The 4,544-nt window shown below is 67.3% G+C and carries 4 protein-coding genes; 3 read left to right on the top strand and 1 reads right to left on the bottom strand.

Annotated elements, in window-relative coordinates:
* Positions 1–658: sugar phosphate isomerase/epimerase (locus SFU54_RS07020; protein ID WP_319015575.1), on the bottom strand; the 658-nt coding region annotated here is incomplete at its 3' end.
* 165 nt (positions 659–823) lie between these two features.
* On the opposite strand from SFU54_RS07020, the gene SFU54_RS07015 reads away from it, so the two are divergent.
* From SFU54_RS07015 to SFU54_RS07005, 3 genes are all read left to right on the top strand, one after another.
* Positions 824–2,254 (top strand): alpha,alpha-trehalose-phosphate synthase (UDP-forming), encoded by a 1,431-nt coding sequence (locus tag SFU54_RS07015; RefSeq protein WP_319015574.1) that lies wholly within the window; start codon positions 824–826, stop codon positions 2,252–2,254.
* On the top strand, positions 2,251–3,036 hold the full coding sequence (otsB, locus tag SFU54_RS07010) for a trehalose-phosphatase (protein WP_319015573.1): 786 nt from the start codon (positions 2,251–2,253) through the stop codon (positions 3,034–3,036). Before SFU54_RS07015 ends, otsB begins: the two co-directional genes overlap by 4 nt.
* 72 nt (positions 3,037–3,108) lie before the next feature.
* Positions 3,109–4,544, top strand: a 1,436-nt coding sequence (locus SFU54_RS07005) for a proton-conducting transporter membrane subunit (RefSeq protein WP_319015572.1), incomplete at its 3' end; no start/stop codon positions are given.

Genomic DNA, 4,544 nt, shown 5'->3' with positions numbered 1-4,544 from the left:
CCAACACCTCAGCGACGGGCTGTACTCCGCGGCCCGGAACCAAGTGCTCATCGAACACGAGGTCGTTCGGTTCGGTTGACGAGCCGTCGCAGAGGTGCACGTGCCGAAGGCGGTCGCCCCACTGCCTCGCGAGCTCGTGAGCGTTCATGCCCGCGAGAGTGGCGTGCGAGAAGTCAAGCGTGAGCGCGTCGACGTCGATCGCCCCGGGGTTCCAGTCGGGAGCGTAGGCATTGCGGTCATGCCCCCCGACCGTGACCGGAAACATGTTCTCGACCGCCACCATGACCCCGTAGCGGTCACTCACCTGGCGCACCGATTGCGTGAAGTGCCGCGCCGCCCGGGCCTGCCAGCGAAACGGTGGATGCACGACGACGGTGTGTGCTCCGACCTGCCGCGCGAGCGCCGCCGAACGGTCGAGCTTGCGATGCGGGTCGGCGCCGAAGACGAAGGCCGTCAAGACCAGAACGGGGGCGTGGATGCTGAGCACGGGCATCCCATAGCGATCACTGAGCGCGTTGATGACACGGGGGTTTCGCGTGTCGGGGTCGCTCGTCACCATGATCTCGACCCCGTCGTAGCCGGCCTCGGCGGCGAGGCGAAACGCGTCGTGTAAGCGACGCGGCAAGACACTGGTGGTGCCCATTCCGATGCTGATCACGGCGCCAGGGTAAGCGGCACACTCGCGCTCATCGTCGAGGCGGGAGTGAACGCCTGATGACGGTTGGTCGAACCGTGCGTCAACCCGGCTGATACCGTGGAAAAGACCGGACTGCCCCGCACCGACGATTCTCCCGAGCCTCAGCCCCGGAAACGAGCGAGCGACATGACCGCCACCAACCGCTATGACTTTGTCGTGGTGTCGAACCGATTGCCGGTCGACCGCATGGTCCACGACGACGGCACGGCGAGCTGGCACCGCTCGCCCGGCGGGCTCGTGACGGCGCTGGAGCCGGTCATGCGCGCATCTCAGGGCGCGTGGGTCGGGTGGGCGGGCCAGGCCGATCTCGATCTCGAACCCTTCACGTTTGACGACGTGACGCTCATTCCCGTGGCCTTGAGCCTTCTCGAGATTGAGCACTACTACGAGGGATTTAGCAACGACACCCTCTGGCCGCTGTATCACGACGTGATTGCCCAGCCGAGCTACCACCGTGAGTGGTGGGATGCGTATGTCGAGGTCAATCAGCGTTTCGCCGACGCGAGTGCACGGGTCGCCAGCCTGGGAGCGACGGTGTGGGTGCAGGACTACCAACTGCAGCTCGTGCCCCGCATGCTGCGCGAGCAGCGCCCCGATCTCACGATTGGGTTCTTCAACCACATCCCGTTTCCTCCCTATGGCTTGTACGCGCAGTTGCCGTGGCGCACACAGATCATCGACGGGCTGCTTGGCGCCGACGTCATCGGATTTCAGCGCGTTGCCGACGCGGGCAATTTCTCGCGCGCCGTGCGCCGATTGCTGGGATACGCCACCCGCACGCCGGAAATTCGCGTTGCCGATGGGGCCGGTGGCCACCGCACGGTGATTGCTAAAGCCTTTCCGATCTCGATCGACGTCGCGGAGTTCGAAGAGATCGCGGGGCGGCCCGAGGTGCAGGCGCGCGCGCAACAGATTCGCGATGACCTCGGCAACCCCTCGACGATCATGCTGGGGGTCGATCGCCTCGACTATACGAAGGGCATCCGTCACCGGTTGAAGGCGTTTGGCGAGTTGCTCGACGAGGGGGCGCTGTCGGTGGGGGATGCCGTGCTCGTGCAAGTCGCGAGCCCCAGCCGCGAACGCGTCGCGGCCTACATGCAGCTGCGCGACGAAATCGAACTCACGGTGGGGCGGCTCAATGGCACGCACGCCTCGATCAGCCATAGCGCGGTCGCCTACCTGCACCACGGCTACCCGCGCGAAGAAATGGTGGCGCTGTATCTTGCCGCCGACGTCATGCTCGTGACGGCGCTGCGCGATGGCATGAACCTGGTGGCGAAAGAGTTTGTGGCGTGTCAGCTCGACGAGGGCGGGGTGCTCATTCTGAGCGAGTTTGCGGGCGCCGCCGATGAGCTCAAAAACGCCCTGCTCGTGAATCCCCACGACATCGACGGGCTCAAAGAGGCCATGGTCGCCGCCGTGCGCATGCCGCAGCGCGAACGCACCACGCGCATGCGGGCCTTGCGCCGCCGCGTGCGAGAGAACGACGTATCGCGCTGGTCGAACACTTTTCTCGACACCCTGCGGCACGCGAACCACCACTCGAGCGCGCGATGACGCTCGCCCCTGAGCTTCTCGAGGCACTTGAGCGGTTCGCCGCTCACGAGCGCATTCTCGTGGCCCTCGACTTTGACGGAACCCTCGCGCCCGAGGTCGACGACCCGTCAATGGCGCGGGCACTTCCCGAAGCACTCGACGCGCTTGTGCGGCTGCACGCATTGCCGGGGGTCACTCTGGCGCTCATCTCGGGTCGATCACTCGCGAGCCTCGCCGCCGTGAGTGAGCTGCCGGCCGACGTTCCGCTCATCGGCTCACACGGTCTCGAAATGCGGTTCGACGCGGGGGATGCCCTACCGGCGTTGGGCGTCGCCGACCGTGAGCGGGTCGCCGCGCTGCTCGCGCGGCTCGCGCCCCTCGTCGCGGCCACCGATGGCGCGTGGATCGAGCACAAGCCGGCCGGCTGCGCGGTGCACACCCGGCTCGTCGACGCGGTCGCGGCTGCCGCCCTCACTCGCGCGGTGCGTGTCGCGGCCCTCGAGCGTGATGGTGCACTCACCGTGCGCGAGGGCAAAAACGTTGTCGAATTCGCCGTGCGCGACGCGACGAAGGGTGACGGGCTGCTCGCACTGCGGGGGCGATTCGCCCCGGAGGCGGTGCTGTTCGCCGGTGATGACCTCACCGATGAAGACGCGTTCGCCGTGCTCGAACCCGACGACCTCGCTATCAAGGTGGGCACCGCGGCCTCGCGAGCGGCCTATCGAGTTGCTGATCCGGCGACCGTCGCGCAGCTACTGCAGCACCTGAACGACCTGAGGCATTCACTCGGAATCGCTCAGTAGGCTGGAGCCATCCGGCGACCGCGCCGAGACGCCCTACCCCCTTGCCGTACCACCGACACCGAGGGAGGACGCATGTTCATCGTCCTGATGGTGTTCGCGGTGGCCGCTCTCGCTCTCGTGCCGCTCGCTCGCGTTCTGCGTGCTCGGGTGTTCTGGGTCGCCGCCCTTGTGCCGCTCGGGGCGTTCGCGCACACGCTGGTGCAGGCGCCCCTGGCGCTCGCGAGTGATGCGGCACAGCATCCCGTCGAGCGCTTCATGTGGATCGAGCAATTGCAACTCTCGCTCGACGTGCGCATGGACCCGCTGTCGTGGATGCTCGCCCTCATCGTGACCGGCGTGGGCAGTCTCGTGCTGCTCTACTGCGCCTCGTACTTTCGCGATGATGAGCCCGGTCTCGGCCGATTCGCCGCGGTGTTGCTCGCGTTCGCGGGCGCGATGTATGGCCTCGTGCTGGCCGATGATGTCTACCTGTTGTTCGTGCTGTGGGAGGCCACGAGCGTCTTCTCGTATCTGCTCATCGGCCACTACACCCACCGCAAAGCCAGCCGCGGTGCCGCCCTGCAAGCGCTCATCACGACGACGTTTGGCGGGCTCGTCATGCTCGTGGGCCTCGTGCTGCTCGCCGTGCAGGCCGGCACGTCGAACCTCACGACGATTCTCGCCGAGCTGCCGGCGGGGCCCCTCACGACGACCGCGATCATGCTCGTGCTCGTCGGAGCCCTGTCGAAGTCGGCAATCGTCCCCTTGCACTTCTGGTTGCCGGGTGCGATGGCCGCGCCGACTCCCGTGAGTGCCTACCTGCACGCGGCCGCCATGGTGAAGGCGGGCATCTATCTCGTGCTGCGGCTCGCGCCCGCGACGGTCGACGTGCCAGGGTGGCGCGAGGTCGTCGTCGTGCTCGGCGTCGCCACGATGCTGCTCGGCGGCTGGGCCGCGCTCAAGCAGACCGACCTCAAGCTCTTGCTCGCCTACGGCACCCTGAGCCAACTCGGATTTCTTGTCGTCGTCGCAGGGTTCGGCACGCGCGACACCGCTCTCGCGGCTCTCGCCCTCGTGCTCGCACACGCGCTCTTCAAGGCGTCCCTGTTTCTCGTTGTGGGCATCATCGACCACAAAGCCGCCACGCGTGACCTGCGCAAACTCTCGGGGCTCGGTCGGCGCTCGCCGTGGCTCGCGGGCATCACGCTCGTCGTGCTCGCCTCGATGGCGGGGTTGCCTCCCGTCGTCGGCTTCGTCGCGAAAGAGACGGCGCTGTACGCGCTGCTGTCTGCGGCGACGGGGGAGGGCACGGCACAACTCGACGCGGCCGGGCAGACGTGGGCCGCGATCGCGACGGTCGGAGTCGTCGTGGGGTCGGCGCTCACGGTTGCCTACAGCATCCGTTTCTTCTGGGGCGCTTTTGCCCGTAAGCCCGGCGTCGACGACGTGACCACGCTCGCGGTCGTGAGCCGCCGCTTCATGCTGGCTCCCGCCGTGCTCGCCGTCGCGAGCCTGGCCCTCGGCCCCCT

The organism is Microcella sp. (genome assembly GCF_033763155.1).
Taxonomy (GTDB): Bacteria; Actinomycetota; Actinomycetes; order Actinomycetales; family Microbacteriaceae; genus Microcella.
The sequence above is the reverse complement of the archived record's forward strand: the minus strand, read 5'-3'. Positions and strand labels throughout refer to the sequence as shown.

Bases quoted from the DNA above. Each gene is read 5' to 3' on its own strand.
- SFU54_RS07015 (WP_319015574.1), top strand. From the start codon at position 824: ATGACCGCCACCAACCGCTATGACTTTGTCGTGGTGTCGAACCGATTG.
- otsB (WP_319015573.1), top strand. From the start codon at position 2,251: ATGACGCTCGCCCCTGAGCTTCTCGAGGCACTTGAGCGGTTCGCCGCT.